We start from the raw sequence: 13,867 nt of genomic DNA on the forward strand, positions 1-13,867 counted from the left end.
CCCCCGGCGGCCGTCCGGCACCGCGCCCCGCGGCGCGTCCCGGCAACAACCCGTTCGCGCCCTCGCAGGGCATGCCGCGCCAGGGCGAGCGCCCCGGTGCCGGCGGCGGCGGTCCCCGTCCCGGCGGTCCCCGCCCGGGCAACAACCCGTTCGCGCCCTCGCAGGGCATGCCCCGTCCCGGCGACCGTCGTCCCGAGGCCCCCGCGGCCGCGGCCGGCGGTGGCGACCGTCCCGGCGGCCCCCGTCCGGGTGGTCCGCGTCCGGGCGGTCCGCGTCCCAACCCCGGCATGATGCCGGGCCGCACGTCGAGCGGCGTCGGCCGCCCCGGTGAGCGTCCGGCCGGTGCCGGTCGTCCCGGTGGTGGTGGCGGCGGCGGTCGTGGCGGCTTCGGCGGTCGTCCCGGTGGCGGCGGCGGTGCGCCCGGCGGCGGCGGCGGTTTCGCCGGTCGTCCCGGCGGCGGCGGTCGTCCCGGTGGTGCCGGTCGCGGCTCCACGCAGGGTGCGTTCGGTCGCGCCGGTGGGCGCCCCGTCCGTGGGCGGAAGTCGAAGCGCGCGAAGCGCCAGGAGTTCGAGGCGATGCAGGCCCCGTCGCTCGGTGGCGTCAGCGTCCCGCGCGGCAACGGCTCGACCGTCATCCGCCTGCGGCACGGCTCGTCCCTGAACGACTTCGCCGACAAGATCGACGCCAACCCGGCGGCGCTCGTCACGGTCCTGTTCCACCTCGGTGAGATGGCGACCGCGACGCAGTCGCTCGACGAGGACACGTTCGGTGCGCTGGCCCAGGAGCTGGGCTACGTCATCGAGATGGTGTCGGCCGAGGAGGAGGACCGCGAGCTGCTCGGGGCCTTCGACATCGACCTGGACGCCGAGCTCGAGGCCGAGGGCGACGACGACCTGCAGGCGCGCCCGCCGGTCGTCACCGTCATGGGTCACGTCGACCACGGCAAGACCAAGCTCCTCGACGCCATCCGGTCCACGGACGTGGTGGCCGGCGAAGCTGGTGGGATCACCCAGCACATCGGTGCCTACCAGGTCACCAAGGAGCACGAGGGCAACGAGCGGGCCATCACGTTCATCGACACCCCGGGTCACGAGGCGTTCACCGCCATGCGTGCCCGTGGTGCGCAGGTCACGGACATCGCGATCCTCGTGGTCGCGGCCGACGACGGCGTGATGCCCCAGACGATCGAGGCGCTCAACCACGCGCAGGCCGCCAACGTGCCGATCGTGGTCGCGGTGAACAAGGTGGACAAGGAGGGGGCCAACCCCGCCAAGATCCGCCAGCAGCTCACCGAGTACAACCTCGTGGCCGAGGAGTACGGCGGCGACACCATGTTCGTCGACGTCTCCGCGAAGCAGAACATGGGCATCGACCAGCTGCTCGAGGCCGTCCTGCTGACGGCCGACGCGGCGCTCGACCTGCGGGCCAACCCCGACAAGGACGCGCGCGGTGTCGCCATCGAGGCGAACCTCGACAAGGGCCGCGGTGCCGTCGCGACGGTGCTCGTCCAGTCCGGCACGCTGCGTGTCGGCGACGCGATCGTCGCGGGCACGGCCCACGGCCGCGTCCGGGCGATGTTCGACGAGCACGGCAACACCGTCGCCGAGGCGGGTCCGGCCCGTCCGGTCCAGGTCCTCGGCCTGGCGTCGGTGCCGAGCGCCGGTGACACGCTGCTGGTCGCTCCCGAGGAGCGCACGGCACGTCAGATCGCCGAGAAGCGCGAGGCCGCCGAGCGCGCCGCCCTCCTGGCCAAGCGCCGCAAGCGCATCAGCCTCGAGGACTTCACGCAGGCGCTCGCGCAGGGCAAGGTCGAGACCCTCAACCTGGTCCTCAAGGGCGACGTGTCGGGTGCCGTCGAGGCGCTCGAGGACGCGCTGCTCAAGATCGACGTCGGCGAGGAGGTCGACCTGCGCGTCATCCACCGCGGTGTGGGTGCCATCACGCAGAACGACGTCAACCTGGCGACGGTCGACAACGCGATCATCATCGGCTTCAACGTGAAGTTCGCGGAGCGCGTCGAGGACCTGGCCGACCGCGAGGGCGTCGACGTGCGCTTCTACTCGGTCATCTACCAGGCGATCGACGACGTCGAGGCTGCCCTCAAGGGCATGCTCAAGCCGGAGTACGAGGAGGTGCAGCTCGGCTCCGCGGAGATCCGCGAGGTCTTCCGCTCCTCCAAGTTCGGCAACATCGCCGGTTCCATCGTGCGCTCGGGCCTCATCCGCCGGAACACGAAGGCCCGCGTGCTGCGCGGCGGCAAGGTCATCGGGGACAACCTCACGATCGAGTCGCTCAAGCGGTTCAAGGACGACGCCACCGAGGTCCGCGAGGGCTTCGAGTGCGGTATCGGTCTCGGGTCGTTCAACGACCTGCAGGTCGAGGACGTCATCGAGACGTGGGAGATGCGCGAGAAGCCGCGCGTCTGATCGTTCGTAGCGGCCGGGCTCGGTGCGTCCACGTGCGAGGCTTCTAGCTGGTTGGGCTGAGAGAAAGGACGTGTCATGGCTGACACTGGACGGGCCAGGAAGCTGGCGGAGCGGATCCAGCAGGTCGTCGCGCAGATGCTCGACACGCGCATCAAGGACCCGCGCCTCGGGTTCGTCACCGTCACGGACGTCCGCGTGACGGGCGACCTGCAGCACGCCGACGTCTTCTACACGGTGTACGGCGACGACGAGGCGCGCGAGGGCAGCGCGAAGGCGCTCGAGAGCGCCAAGGGCGTCATCCGCTCGGAGGTCGGCAAGCAGACCGGCATCCGGCTGACCCCGACGCTCGCGTTCCACCTGGACGCGGTGCCGGAGACCGCGGCGCACCTCGACGCGGCGCTGGTCGAGGCCGCACGTCGGGACGCCGAGGTCGCGGCGCTCGCCGCGCAGGCGTCGTACGCGGGGGAGGCGGACCCGTACCGCCGTCCCGGCGACGAGGACGAGGACGCTCAGGCCTGACGAGCGACGTCCTCCGGGTGAGGACGACGGCGCGGCCCCACGGGCGGCGCCACCTGGACGACGACGAGCCCCCGACCGGTGCGGAACCGGTCGGGGGCTCGGCGCGTCCCGGGAGGTGTCAGTGCGCGGCGACCCCGGTGACGCCCCGGCCGGTGGAGCGGGGCATCGCGAGCGCGATGACCGCCCCCACGCCGACGATCGCGGCGGCGACGAGCATCGCGGGCTGCAGCCCGGCGGTGTAGCCCGTGGGGGTGAGCGTCCCGTCGGCGGCCTGGAAGACCGCGACGAGGACCGCGACGCCGAGCGCGCCGCCGAGCTCGCGGATGGTCGCGTTGACGGAGCTCGCGGTGCCGTGGTCGTCGGCGCCCATGTCGGCGAGCACCGCGGTCGCGCTGGGGGCGAACGTCAGGCCCATGCCGACACCGGCGAGGACGAGCCCCGGCACGAGGTCGGCGTAGACGACGTCGCCGCCGACGAGCAGCCCCTGCCACGCGAGGCCCGCGGCCTGCAGCGCGAGGCCCGCCGTGAGGAGCGGGCGGACGCCGACGCGCGGTGCGAGCATCCCGGCGAGCGGTGCGACCAGCATGGGCGCGGCCGTCCAGGGCAGCGTGCGCAGACCCGCCTCGAGCGGCGAGTAGCCGAGGCCGACCTGCAGGTACTGCGAGAGCAGGAAGACGATCCCGAAGACGCCGACGGAGAACAGCAGCGCGGTGGCGTTGGCGACGCTGAACGAGCGGACGCGGAACAGGCGCAGCGGGACCAGCGGGTGGTCCGTGCGGGACTCGCGGCGCAGGAACGCGACGAGCAGGACAGCGCCGAGGACGAGACCGCCGACGACGCGCGCGGAGCCCCAGCCGTCGTCGTTGCCGCGGATGATGGCCCACACGGTCGACAGGACGCCGCCGCCGGCGAGGAGCAGGCCGGGCACGTCGAGCGGCTGACGCCGGCCGTGCGACTCGGGCAGCGCCCAGCGCACGAGCGGGATCGCGACGATCGCGACGGGCACGTTGATCCAGAAGATGGCCTGCCACGCGATGCCGTCGACGACGGCGCCCCCGATGACGGGGCCGAGCGCGACGCCGAGCCCGGAGACGGCACCCCAGATGCCGATGGCCATCGCCCGGCGCGCCGCGGGGACGGACCCGGCCAGCAGCGTGAGCGACAGCGGCATGACCGCGGCGGCGCCGGCGCCCTGGACGGCCCGCGCGGCGATGAGCGTGCCGGCGTCGGTCGCGAGCGCGGAGGCGATGGACGCGAGGGCGAAGACCGCGATGCCGGTGACGAAGACCCGGCGGCGTCCGAGCCGGTCGCCGAGCGTCGCGGCGGCGATCATGAGGCTCGCGAACGAGAGCGTGTAGGCGTTGACCATCCACTGCAGCTGCTCGAGCGACGCGGACAGCTCGACCTGCAGGACGGGGAGCGCGGTCGTCATGACGAGGTTGTCGAGCGTCGCCATGAACATGGGGAGCGACGCCGCGACGAGCGCGACGCCGACCGGGACGGCGCGGCTGCCTCGGCGTCCGGCGGTCCGGTCGGTCCGGCTCGGGGCGGGGCTCGCGCTCGGGGGAGGTGCGGTGGCGGTGGAGGTCACGTCGACTCCTCGGGCTTGTTGGCATTGAGTGATTACTAACAAGAGCGAACGTAGGCATCGGCTGATAACCTGTCAAGGTGCCGTCCACGACCGACCAGACCAGCGCCCCGCAGCGCATGACCGGCGCCGAGCGGCGCGAGCAGATCCTCGCCGCCGCGCGGCGCGTCTTCGGCGAGGGCGGTTACGCCGCGTCGACGGACGAGGTCGCGCGCGCGGCCGGGGTGTCGCAGCCGTACGTCGTCCGCCTCTTCGGGTCCAAGCGCGAGCTCTTCCTCGAGGCCTACCGCCAGGCGAGCGAGCAGGTCCTCGCGACCCTGGGCAGCGTCCCCGCGGGCCCCGAGGCCGGCAAGCGCATGGGCGACGCGTACGTCAGCCTGCTCGAGGACCGCGACCTGCTGCGCCTGCTCATGCACGGCTTCATCGCCGGCGGCGACGACGAGGTCGGCCGCGTCGCGCGCCACACGCTGGGGGAGGCGTTCCGCCTCTTCCGCGAGCGGTCGGGTGGCACCGACGACGACGCGCGCCTGTTCGTCGCGCAAGGGATGCTCATCAACGTCCTGCTCGCCGTGGACGCCCACCGGCACACCGGCGAGGACAGCGGGATGGACGGCCTCGTCCTGTGCACGCTCGAGCACCTGCCGATCGCGTGAGCCGCCCGACCCCCACCGGCCCGCGACGTCCGACCGCCGCCGACGGCCTCGTCGTCGTCGACAAGCCGCAGGGCTGGACCAGCCACGACGTCGTCGCGCGCACCCGCCGCCTCGCGGCGACGCGCAAGGTCGGGCACGCCGGCACCCTCGACCCGATGGCCACGGGCGTGCTCGTGCTCGGCATCGGCCGGGCGACGAAGCTGCTCACGTACGTCGTCGGCGCGGACAAGGAGTACACCGCGACGGTCCGGCTCGGCGTGGCGACGACGACCGACGACGCCGAGGGCGAGGTCGTGGCGGCGCGCGACGCGTCCGGGGTGACGGACGCGGCGCTCGGCGCAGCGGTCGCGGCGCTCACGGGACCGATCCAGCAGGTGCCCAGCTCGGTGTCGGCGATCAAGGTCGCCGGTGAGCGTGCGTACGCACGCGTCCGGGCGGGGGAGCAGGTCGAGCTCGCCGCCCGTCCCGTGACGGTGTCGCGCTTCGACGTGCACGACCGCCGCGCGGTCGTGGTCGACGGGGTGCCGGCGCTCGACGTCGACGTCACGGTCGTCTGCTCGTCGGGCACGTACGTGCGTGCGCTCGCGCGCGACGTGGGCGTGGCGCTGGGCGTCGGCGGGCACCTGACGGCGCTGCGCCGCACGCGCGTCGGGGGCTTCGGCCTCGACGTCGCCCGCACGCTCGACGAGCTCGGCGCCGAGCCCGAGGATGCACCGCTGCCCGTGCTGCCGCTGGCCGACGCGGCGCGGGCGACGTTCCCGGTCCGCGAGCTCACGGACGCGGAGGAGCGCGCGCTGTCGTACGGGCAGTCGCTCGCACCGGTCCCGGGCGGGCCGTCGGGCACCGTCGCGGCCTTCGGGCCGGGCGGCACGCTCGTGGCGCTCGTCGAGGAGCGCGGCCCGCGGGTCCGCCCGGTGCTCGTGCTCGCCCCTGCCTCGACCTGACGGCGTCGGGACCGTCGCCGCTGCCCGCCGCACGGGCGCGTCCGTGCGAGCGGACGGCCGGGCCGTCGGGTCGTCGCTCGTCGCGGTACCGAATCGATTTGGTCAGATCGATTCGCTTCTCTCGAGGGGCTGCGCCTGCCTAACCTGCCGCCGCCGCACCGGTGCTCCCGCTCACGCGATGGGAGCGCTCCTACGACAGGGGAGACAGAGTGGTTTCTCGCACGTCATCACACGCGCGCAGAGGCGCGACGGCCGTCGTGGCGACCGTCGCGCTCGCGCTGGCAGGGAGCGGCACGGCGCTCGCCGTGTCGCAGATCGGGGAGGGGACCTTCGAGTCCGGGGCCGAGGGCTGGGTCGCCTACGGCACCGACGGCCCGATCGACACGAGCACCGGCGCGCTGTGCGTCGACGTGCCGGCCGGGTCGGCGCAGTACGGCGTGGGCGTGGTCCTCAACGGCGTCGCGATCGAGCAGGGCTCGAGCTATACGCTCGCCTACACGGCCAGCGCCTCGACCGACGTCACGATCCGCGCGCTCGTCGGCCAGAACGGCGCGCCGTACGGCACCGTGCTCGACACGAGTCCCGACCTCACGTCCGACCCGCGCGAGGTCAGCGAGACGTTCACCGCGTCCGCGACGTACCCCGCGACCCCCGCACCCGACGACCCCGAGGGTCAGATCGCCTTCCAGCTCGGCGGGTTCAGCGCCGACGCGTGGACCTTCTGCCTCGACGACGTGTCGCTGTCCTCCGACGTCGAGCTCCTGTCGCACACCTCCTTCGCCGAGTCGCTCGGCCCGTGGTCGCTGTACGGCACGAGCGACCCGGTCTTCGCCGACGGCCGCATGTGCGTCGACCTGCCGGGCGGTCAGACCAACCCCTGGGACGCGGGCCTGTCGTACAACGGGCTGCCCGTCGACGAGGGCGAGAACTACGTCCTGTCGTTCACCGCGAGCGCGACGCCCGACATGCCGGTGCGCGTCATCGTCGGCGAGGGCGGCGGCGCCTACCGGACCGCGTTCGAGCAGGGCTCCGCACCGCTCACGGGTGAGCCGACGACGCTCGAGTACGCGTTCACGTCGAACCTCACGTTCCCGCCCGACGGGACCGCACCCGGCCAGCTCGCGTTCCACCTCGGCAAGGCCGCGCCCTACGAGTTCTGCATCTCGGACGTCTCGCTGAGGACGTCCGCGACGCCGCCTCCCGGGTACGAGCCCGACACGGGCCCGCGCGTGCGCGTCAACCAGGTCGGCTACCTGCCGTTCGGCCCCAAGCGCGCGACGCTCGTGACCGACGCGACCGACGCGGTCGCGTGGGAGCTGCACGACGCCGACGGCGCGGTCGTCGCGGACGGCACGAGCGAGCCACGCGGCGTCGAGGCGTCGGCCGAGCAGGCCGTGCACGTCATCGACTTCTCCGACGTGACGACCGAGGGCGAGGGCTGGACGCTCGTCGCGGACGGCGAGACGAGCCGCCCGTTCGACATCGAGGCCGACCTCTACCAGCAGCTCCGGTACGACGCGCTGAACTACTTCTACCTCGCGCGCTCGGGCACCGAGATCGAGGCCGACGTCGTCGGCGAGGAGTACGCCCGCGAGGCCGGGCACGTCGGTGTCGCACCCAACCAGGGCGACACGGACGTCCCCTGCATCGGCCCGCGCGACTACTACGACGGCTGGACGTGCGACTACCGGCTCGACGTGAGCGGTGGCTGGTACGACGCCGGCGACCACGGCAAGTACGTCGTCAACGGCGGCATCGCGGTCGGGCAGCTGCTCCAGACCTACGAGCGCGCGCTGCACGCGGGCACGGCCGACGCGCTCGCGGACGGCACGCTCGACGTGCCCGAGCACGGCAACGAGGTGCCCGACGTGCTCGACGAGGCGCGCTGGGAGCTCGAGTGGATGCTCTCGATGATCGTCCCCGAGGGCGAGTACGCGGGGATGGTGCACCACAAGGTGCACGACGAGGGCTGGACCGGCCTGCCGCTCCTGCCGGCCGACGACCCGCAGGTGCGCTCGCTGCACCGGCCGTCGACGGCGGCGACGCTCAACCTGGCGGCCGTCGCGGCGCAGGGTGCGCGGCTGTTCGAGGAGTACGACCCGCAGTTCGCGCAGACGCTGCTCGACGCCGCGCGCTCGACGTGGGCCGCCGCGCAGGCGCACCCGGCGCTCTACGCGCCCGGCGAGGCCGGTGCGGACGGCGGCGGTGCGTACAACGACTCCGAGGTGTCCGACGAGTTCTACTGGGCCGCCGCGGAGCTGTACCTCACGACCGGAGAGGACGCGTTCGCGCAGGCTGTGACGTCGTCCCCGCTCCACACGGCGGACGTGTTCACGGCGGACGGGTTCAGCTGGGGGAGCGTCGCGGCGCTCGGCCGGCTCGACCTCGCGACCGTCCCGAGCGCGCTGCCGGACCGCGACGACGTCCGCGCGTCGGTCGTCGCGGGTGCCGAGGAGTATCTCGCCGCGCAGGCCGAGCAGGGCTTCGGCTCCCTGTACTCGCCGCCCGGCGGCCAGTACGTGTGGGGATCGAGCTCGCAGGTCGCGAACAACCTCGTCGTGGTCGCGACGGCGTACGACCTCACCGGCGACGCGAGGTTCCGTGCGTCGACGCTCGAGGGGCTCGACTACCTGCTCGGACGCAACGCGCTCAACCAGTCGTACGTGACGGGCTGGGGCGAGGTCGCCTCGCACCAGCAGCACAGCCGGTGGTTCGCGCACCAGCTCGACCCGTCGCTGCCGAGCCCGCCGCCCGGCTCGCTCGCCGGTGGCCCGAACTCGCAGGCCGGCACGTGGGACCCGACGACGAAGGCCGCCTTCCCGGCGGGCTGCGCGCCCTCGGCGTGCTACGTCGACGAGATCCAGGCGTGGTCGACGAACGAGATCACGGTCAACTGGAACTCGGCGCTGTCCTGGGTCGCGTCGTGGGTCGCCGACCAGGGGGCCGGCGAGCCGGCCGCAGTCGCGCCCACGATCACGCAGCAGCCCGTGGACACCACGGCCCGCGTGGGCACCGACGCCACGTTCACGGCGGCGGCCGGCGGGGTCCCCGCGCCGTCGGTGCAGTGGCAGGTGAAGGGCGCTCGCGGTGGCTGGAAGGACGTGCGGGGCGCGACGGGCGCGTCGCTCACGGTCCGCGCGACCGGCAGCACCGACGGCAACCGGTACCGGGCGGTGTTCACGAACGCGTCCGGATCGGTCGAGTCGGCCGCCGCGCGCCTCACCGTGCAGCGGGGCGCTCCGGTCGTCACGCAGCAGCCGGCGGACGTCAAGGCCCGGCTCGGCACGGTCGCCACGTTCCGCGCCGCCGCCGACGGGTACCCCGAGCCGCGCGTCGCGTGGCAGGTGCGCTGGGCCCGCGGGTCGTGGCACACGATCCCGGGGGCGACGTCGACGACGTTGCGGGTCCCGGTGACCGTGCTCGCCGCGACGACGCAGTACCGCGCGGTGTTCACGAACGCCGAGGGCTCCGTGCGGACGGAGCCGGCGGCGCTCCTCATCGACCGGCCGCGCAGCTGACGGACGGTCCACCACGGCGCGCGGCGGGCCCTCGTCGGGTCGGCCGCGCGCCGTTCGTCGTGCCCGTGCCCGTCCCCGGGGTGGACGAGCAGGTCCGCCCCGCAGGCACCGGACCGCCGCGGACCGTCCGTGACCGGGACCGTCGCGAGGCGTGGGTCGCGGCGGTGGCATGATCCTCCCTGTGCAGCGCTGGAACGACCTCGCGGACGTCCCGTCCGGGTTCGGCCCGTCGGTCGTCACCATCGGCAACTTCGACGGTGTCCACCGCGGGCACGTCAGCGTCCTCACGCGGATGTGCGCCGACGCGCGGGCGGTCGGCGCGCGCGCCGTCGCCGTGACGTTCACGCCGCACCCGCTCCAGGTGCACCGGCCCGACAGCGCACCCGAGCTCATCACGGGCGACGAGGACCGGCTCGAGCTGCTCGCGGAGACGGGTCTCGACGCCGTGCTCCTGCTGCCCTACACGCTGGACTTCGCGCGCCAGACGCCGCAGGAGTTCGTCGAGCGGTACCTGGTCGACGGGCTGCGGACGCGGACCGTCGTCGTCGGGCGTGACGTGCGGTTCGGCTGGCAGAACTCGGGCGACCTCTCGACCATGGTCGCGCTCGGCGAGCGGTACGGGTTCGACGTCGAGGTCATCGAGGACGTGACACCCGCACCCGCCGCGGACCCCGGCAGCGCCGAGGACCAGGCCGCCGACCCGCTGCGTCGCCGCTGGTCGTCGACGTGGACGCGCGAGCTGCTCGAGGCGGGCGACGTCGTCCAGGCCGCACGCGTGCTCGGCCGGCCGCACCGCGTGCGGGGGACCGTCGTGCACGGTGACGCGCGCGGTCGTGAGCTCGGCTACCCCACCGCGAACCTCGGGGGCGACCTCACCGGCATGGTGCCGGCCGACGGCGTCTACGCGGGGTGGCTGCGGCGGGTGCGGCGCGCCGACGGCACGCCCGTGACGGCGCAGGACTCCGACCGCGTGCTGCCGGCCGCGGTGTCGATCGGCACGAACCCCACGTTCGACGGGCAGGAGCGTCGGGTCGAGGCGTACGTGCTCGACCGCGACGACCTCGACCTGTACGACGAGCAGGTCGTCGTCGAGCTCGTCGAGCGGCTGCGCCCGACGCTGCGGTTCGACTCGGTCGACGCGCTCCTGGAGCGGATGGGCGAGGACGTCCAGCAGGTCCGCACGGTCCTCGCGGGTGCGGCGACCGCCTGACGGCCGGTGCGAGCCAGCCGACCGGGCGGCGTGACCGGCTGACCGGGTGGTGCGAACCGCCTGGTACGATGGTCGACGCCGTCAGAACGGCCGCGGAACGAGAGAGCCCGGGTGGACATGCCCCGGAGCACCGCGCAACGAGACAACCTGGAGAACCGTGTCCCTGGACAGCGCCACCAAGCAGGCCATCATGACCGAGTACGCGACGCACGAGGGCGACACCGGTTCGCCGGAGGTGCAGATCGCCGTCCTGACCCAGCGGATCAAGGACCTGACGGAGCACCTCAAGGAGCACAAGCACGACCACCACAGCCGTCGCGGCCTGCTGCTGCTCGTCGGTCGTCGTCGTCGTCTTCTCGGCTACCTGCAGAAGGTCGACATCAACCGCTACCGCTCGATCATCGAGCGCCTCGGCCTGCGCCGTTGAGCCTCCGGACCAGCCCGGACCCGCGACAGGGTCCGGGCTGGTCCGATGTTCGCCCCGGTCGGGCCTGACCGTCCGGCCGGCGTGCCTCCCGCACGACCAGCACCACCAGCACCACCCAGCACCATCCACCGCGTCGGCCCGCTCGTCCGGTCCTCGGTAGTGGCCCCCGGAGCTCATCGCTCCGAGGACCACGGTCGAAGACCGCCGCGGCCGGCCGGCGCCTTCGAGAACGAGGAGGGCACCCGTGGAGGGTCCCGAGATCCAGTTCGCCGAGGCCGTCATCGACAACGGCCGCTTCGGCACCCGCACCGTCCGGTTCGAGACGGGCCGCCTGGCCAAGCAGGCCGCCGGCTCGGCCGCCGCCTACCTGGACGGCGACACGATGCTGCTGTCGGCCACGACGGCCGGCAAGCACCCCAAGGACCAGTTCGACTTCTTCCCGCTGACGATCGACGTCGAGGAGCGGCAGTACGCCGCCGGCAAGATCCCGGGCTCCTTCTTCCGCCGCGAGGGCCGTCCCTCGACCGAGGCGATCCTCGCGTGCCGTCTGGTCGACCGCCCGCTGCGCCCCCTGTTCGTCAAGGGCCTGCGCAACGAGGTCCAGGTCGTCATCACGGTCCTCGCGATCCACCCGGACGACGCGTACGACGTGCTCGCGATCAACGCCGCGTCGATCTCGACGCAGCTGTCCGGCCTGCCGTTCTCCGGCCCGGTCGGTGGCGTGCGCATCGCGCTCGTCGACGGCCAGTGGGTCGCGTTCCCGCGCTACTCCGAGCGTGAGCGCGCCACGTTCGACATGGTCGTCGCCGGCCGTGTCGTCGGTGACGACGTCGCGATCGCGATGATCGAGGCCGAGGCGCCCGAGAAGTCGTGGAACCTCATCCAGGAGGGTGCGACCGCACCCACCGAGGAGATCGTCGCGCAGGGCCTCGAGGCCGCGAAGCCGTTCATCAAGGTCCTCGTCGAGGCGCAGCAGGAGCTCGCCGCGAAGGCCGCCAAGGAGACCCAGGTCTTCCCGACGTTCCCGGACTACCAGGACGACGCGTTCGCCGCCGTCGAGTCCGCCGCGTCCGCGTCGCTGGGCGAGGCGCTGTCCATCGCCGACAAGCAGACGCGCGAGAACCGCCTCGACGAGATCAAGGCCGAGGTCGTGGGCCAGCTCGCCGAGCAGTTCGAGGGCCGCGAGAAGGAGCTCTCCGCCGCTTACCGGTCGGTGCAGAAGAAGCTCATCCGCCAGCGCATCCTCACGGACGGCTTCCGCATCGACGGCCGTGGCCTGCGGGACATCCGCACGCTCTCGGCCGAGGTCGAGGTCCTGCCCCGCGTGCACGGCTCCGCGATCTTCGAGCGCGGCGAGACGCAGATCCTCGGCGTCACGACGCTCAACATGCTCCGCATGGAGCAGCAGCTCGACACGCTCTCCCCGGAGACGCGCAAGCGGTACATGCACAACTACAACTTCCCGCCCTACTCGACGGGTGAGACGGGCCGCGTCGGCTCGCCGAAGCGTCGCGAGATCGGCCACGGCGCGCTCGCCGAGCGGGCGCTCATGCCCGTGCTGCCGAGCCGCGAGGAGTTCCCCTACGCGATCCGTCAGGTGTCCGAGGCCCTCGGCTCCAACGGCTCGACGTCCATGGGCTCGGTCTGCGCGTCCACGCTGTCGCTGCTCAACGCGGGTGTGCCGCTGCGCGCGCCCGTCGCGGGCATCGCGATGGGCCTCGTGTCCGACACGGTGGACGGTGAGACCCGTTACGCGGCGCTCACGGACATCTTGGGCGCCGAGGACGCTTTCGGCGACATGGACTTCAAGGTCGCCGGCACGCGCGAGTTCGTCACCGCGATCCAGCTCGACACCAAGCTCGACGGCATCCCCGCGTCGGTCCTGGCCGGCGCGCTGACGCAGGCCAAGGAGGCGCGTCTCGCGATCCTCGACGTCATCGCCGAGGCGATCGACGTCCCGGACGAGATGAGCCCGTTCGCGCCGCGCGTCATCACGGTGAAGGTCCCCGTCGACAAGATCGGCGAGGTCATCGGCCCCAAGGGCAAGATGATCAACCAGATCCAGGAGGAGACCGGCGCCGACATCTCGATCGAGGACGACGGCACGGTCTACATCGGCGCCACCGACGGTCCGTCGGCGGAGGCCGCGCGTGCGGCGATCAACGCGATCGCCAACCCGCACATGCCCGAGGTGGGCGAGCGCTTCGTCGGCACCGTCGTGAAGACGACGACGTTCGGCGCGTTCGTGTCGCTCTCGCCGGGCAAGGACGGTCTGCTGCACATCTCGCAGATCCGCAAGCTCGTCGGTGGCAAGCGCGTCGAGAACGTCGAGGACGTCCTGTCCATCGGGCAGAAGGTCCAGGTCGAGATCGGCGAGATCGACCCGCGCGGCAAGCTCTCGCTGCACGCGGTCATCGAGGAGAACGCCGAGGGCGCTGCCGACGCGACGCCGGACGCCGCCGCGGCGCCCGCCGACGCCTGACGTGCCGCTGGACCTCCCGCTCGTCGGCCCCGGGCTCCCCGGGGCGGAGCAGACCGCCGGGCAGGACGGCGACGCCATCGTGCGTCGTTCCGTCCTGCCC

The 13,867-nt window shown here is 73.2% G+C and carries 9 protein-coding genes; 8 read left to right on the plus strand and 1 reads right to left on the minus strand.

Annotated features, from left to right (window positions below):
- Both infB and rbfA read left to right on the plus strand, forming a co-directional pair.
- Positions 1-2,426, plus strand: a 2,426-nt coding sequence (infB, locus tag CTKZ_RS10075) for a translation initiation factor IF-2 (protein ID WP_124342829.1), incomplete at its 5' end; no start/stop codon positions are given.
- A gap of 75 nt (positions 2,427-2,501) precedes the next feature.
- Positions 2,502-2,945: a 30S ribosome-binding factor RbfA gene (gene rbfA / locus CTKZ_RS10080; protein ID WP_124342830.1), complete on the plus strand. Its 444-nt coding sequence runs from the start codon at positions 2,502-2,504 to the stop codon at positions 2,943-2,945.
- A gap of 118 nt (positions 2,946-3,063) precedes the next feature.
- Here the strand turns inward: rbfA and CTKZ_RS10085 are convergent, their stop codons facing one another.
- On the minus strand, positions 3,064-4,536 hold the full coding sequence (locus CTKZ_RS10085) for an MFS transporter (RefSeq protein WP_124342831.1): 1,473 nt from the start codon (positions 4,534-4,536) through the stop codon (positions 3,064-3,066).
- A 77-nt stretch (positions 4,537-4,613) separates the two neighbouring features.
- Here CTKZ_RS10085 and CTKZ_RS10090 point away from each other — a divergent pair, with 77 nt between their 5' ends.
- The 6 genes from CTKZ_RS10090 to CTKZ_RS10115 all read left to right on the plus strand — a co-directional run bounded on the left by CTKZ_RS10090 (position 4,614) and on the right by CTKZ_RS10115 (position 13,767).
- Positions 4,614-5,186 (plus strand): TetR/AcrR family transcriptional regulator, encoded by a 573-nt coding sequence (locus tag CTKZ_RS10090; RefSeq protein ID WP_235843430.1) that lies wholly within the window; start codon positions 4,614-4,616, stop codon positions 5,184-5,186.
- Entirely contained in the window at positions 5,183-6,130 is a 948-nt protein-coding gene (gene truB / locus CTKZ_RS10095) for a tRNA pseudouridine(55) synthase TruB (RefSeq protein ID WP_124342832.1), read from the plus strand. Before CTKZ_RS10090 ends, truB begins: the two co-directional genes overlap by 4 nt.
- Positions 6,131-6,387: 257 nt before the next feature.
- Entirely contained in the window at positions 6,388-9,648 is a 3,261-nt protein-coding gene (locus CTKZ_RS22465; protein WP_307720296.1) for a glycoside hydrolase family 9 protein, read from the plus strand.
- Positions 9,649-9,817: 169 nt separating this feature from the next.
- A complete protein-coding gene (locus tag CTKZ_RS10105) occupies positions 9,818-10,858 on the plus strand; it encodes a bifunctional riboflavin kinase/FAD synthetase (RefSeq protein ID WP_124342834.1) in 1,041 nt (346 codons plus the stop codon).
- Between the two features lie 157 nt (positions 10,859-11,015).
- Positions 11,016-11,285 carry a 30S ribosomal protein S15 gene (rpsO, locus tag CTKZ_RS10110; RefSeq protein ID WP_013770699.1) on the plus strand — a complete coding sequence of 90 codons (270 nt, stop codon included), beginning with the start codon at positions 11,016-11,018 and terminating at the stop codon, positions 11,283-11,285.
- Between the two features lie 244 nt (positions 11,286-11,529).
- The gene (locus CTKZ_RS10115) at positions 11,530-13,767 is read left to right on the plus strand and encodes a polyribonucleotide nucleotidyltransferase (RefSeq protein ID WP_124342835.1); all 2,238 of its coding nucleotides are present in this window, start codon (positions 11,530-11,532) and stop codon (positions 13,765-13,767) included.
- Positions 13,768-13,867: the final 100 nt, after the last annotated feature.

The sequence above is a fragment of the Cellulomonas algicola genome (assembly GCF_003851725.1).
Taxonomy (GTDB): domain Bacteria; phylum Actinomycetota; class Actinomycetes; order Actinomycetales; family Cellulomonadaceae; genus Cellulomonas; species Cellulomonas algicola.

Bases quoted from the DNA above. Each gene is read 5' to 3' on its own strand.
- rbfA (WP_124342830.1), top strand. From the start codon at position 2,502: ATGGCTGACACTGGACGGGCCAGGAAGCTGGCGGAGCGGATCCAGCAG.
- CTKZ_RS10105 (WP_124342834.1), top strand. From the start codon at position 9,818: ATGATCCTCCCTGTGCAGCGCTGGAACGACCTCGCGGACGTCCCGTCC.